This is a genomic window from Sphingomonas sp. Leaf25 (assembly GCF_001421635.1).
Classification (GTDB): Bacteria; Pseudomonadota; Alphaproteobacteria; order Sphingomonadales; family Sphingomonadaceae; genus Sphingomonas.
Map to the genome: position 1 here is coordinate 102,263 of NZ_LMKU01000003.1, position 2,216 is coordinate 104,478.

The following is a 2,216-nucleotide window of genomic DNA, read 5'->3' on the forward strand; positions in this document are numbered from 1 at the left end:
TCGTCGTCGGCGGCATTACCCGGCTGACCGAATCGGGGCTTTCGATCACCGAGTGGAAACCGGTCAGCGGCACCCTGCCCCCGCTCACCGCCGCCGCATGGGACGCCGAATTCGCCGCCTATCGCCGCATTCCCGAATATCAGTTGCTGAATCAGGGCATGACGCTCGCGCAGTTCAAGGGCATCTTCTTCTGGGAATATGTCCACCGGCTGCTCGGCCGGGTGATCGGCATGGCCTTCGCCCTGCCGCTCCTGTGGTTCTGGGTCCGCCGGGCGATTCCGGCGGGGTACAAGGGCCGGTTGCTGGCGCTGCTGGCGCTGGGCGGATTGCAGGGGGCGATCGGCTGGTGGATGGTCGCCTCGGGGCTGATCGAGCGGACCGACGTGTCGCACCTGCGCCTTGCCGCGCATCTGCTGACCGCGTTGTTCATCCTTGCCGGCACGGTGTGGACCGCGCTCGACCTGCGCGAACTGGCGCAGGACCCCGCCGCGCGTCCCGCGCGGTTGCGGACGGTCGGCGTGCTCGCCGGCGCGGCGCTGTTCGTGCAGTTGCTCTATGGCGCATGGGTCGCCGGGCTGAACGCCGGCCTCGTCACCGATCAATGGCCGCTGATGAACGGGCGCTTCTTTCCCGCGCAGGAATGGTCGCTGCGCGCGCCGCTCGACGCGCTGGTCAACGATCCGTATGTCGTCCACTTCGTCCATCGCTGGTGGGCGTGGGTTGCGGTCGTGTGCCTCGTCCTGCTGGCCCGTGCCGCCAAACGCGCCGGCCATCCCAAGGTCGCCCGCGCGCTCCACATCGCGTTCGGCACGCAGATCCTGCTCGGCATCGCGACCGTCGTGACCGGCGTTCGCATCGAAGTCGCGGCGCTGCACCAGTTGGTGGGCGCGCTGCTGGTCGTCGTCGTTACCTGGAACCTGCACGCGATCGGCCGCCGCAGGGCATAGGGTATCCCAATACCCGTCAGCAAAGGGGCGGTTTGCTTGACTTATCGCGTCCGCGCGGGCAATTGGCCGGCGTTCGCAGCGCGCCATCACGGTGCGGCTGCGTGATATATCCGAAAGGTCCAACGCCCATGAAGGCGCTCATGAAGACCACCAAGTCGGCGAAGCCGCACGAGGTGGAGAAGAAATGGCATATCGTCGATGCCGAAGGCCTGGTGGTCGGTCGCGCTGCGTCGATCATCGCCAACGTCCTGCGCGGCAAGCACAAGACGTCGTTCACCCCGCATGTCGATTGCGGTGACAACGTCGTCGTCATCAATGCCGACAAGATTCGCTTCACCTCGAACAAGGCGAAGACGAAGACCTATTACAAGCACACCGGCTATGCCGGCGGCATCAAGGCCGTCACCGCCGAGAAGGTCCTCGAGGGTCGTTTCCCCGAGCGCGTTCTGGAAAAGGCCGTCGAGCGGATGATCCCGCGCGGCCCGCTGGGTCGTGACCAGATGCGCAACCTGCGCATCTTCAAGGGCACCGAGCATCCGCACGAAGCGCAGAACCCGCAGGTTCTCGACATCGCGGGCATGAACCGCAAGAACAAGGTGGGCGCATAATGTCCGACAACCGCCAGTCCCTTTCCGACCTCGCCGGTCTGACCGGTCAGCCGGCCCCGGCAGACGCACCGCAGGGTTCGGCGCCGCAGACCGCCGCGCTCGAGGGTGATGCCCCCACCGCCCCGGTCGAGCCGCCGCGCCCGACGATGCCGCTGCGCCCGCAGGAAATCGACGCCTATGGCCGCGCCTATGCGACCGGCCGCCGCAAGGACGCCGTCGCCCGCGTGTGGATCAAGCCGGGTTCGGGCAAGATCACGATCAACGGTCGCGATCAGGAAGTCTATTTCGCGCGTCCGACGCTGCGTCTCGTCATCAACCAGCCGTTCGGCGTCGCCGACCGCAATGGTCAGTATGACGTGATCTGCACCGTCAAGGGCGGCGGCCTGTCGGGTCAGGCCGGCGCGGTCAAGCACGGCATCAGCCAGGCGCTGACCCGCTACGAGCCGGTCCTGCGTGCACCGGTCAAGGCCGCCGGGTTCCTGACCCGCGACAGCCGCGCGGTCGAGCGCAAGAAGTACGGCAAGGCGAAGGCCCGCCGCAGCTTCCAGTTCTCGAAGCGCTAAGCGTCTGTTTGGAAACGCGCCCGAATTGGGCGCGTTTCGCGGTACCGGCCCGCTCCCCCTCCCGGCCACCCAATCAGGATACGCTGTGGGTGGCCGGG

2 protein-coding genes and 1 pseudogene are annotated in these 2,216 nt (G+C 67.1%); all 3 read left to right on the plus strand.

What is annotated here, in order from left to right; translation table 11 throughout:
• Window positions 1–947: pseudogene (locus ASE78_RS02040) on the plus strand (COX15/CtaA family protein); the annotation flags it as partial.
• 128 nt (window positions 948–1,075) lie between these two features.
• Window positions 1,076–1,555 (plus strand): 50S ribosomal protein L13, encoded by a 480-nt coding sequence (gene rplM / locus ASE78_RS02045; protein ID WP_082448378.1) that lies wholly within the window; start codon window positions 1,076–1,078, stop codon window positions 1,553–1,555.
• Window positions 1,555–2,118, plus strand: a complete 564-nt coding sequence (gene rpsI / locus ASE78_RS02050; protein ID WP_082466948.1) for a 30S ribosomal protein S9 — start codon at window positions 1,555–1,557, stop codon at window positions 2,116–2,118. The genes rplM and rpsI overlap by 1 nt, the downstream gene beginning before the upstream one ends.
• The last annotated feature ends 98 nt before the right edge of the window (window positions 2,119–2,216 follow it).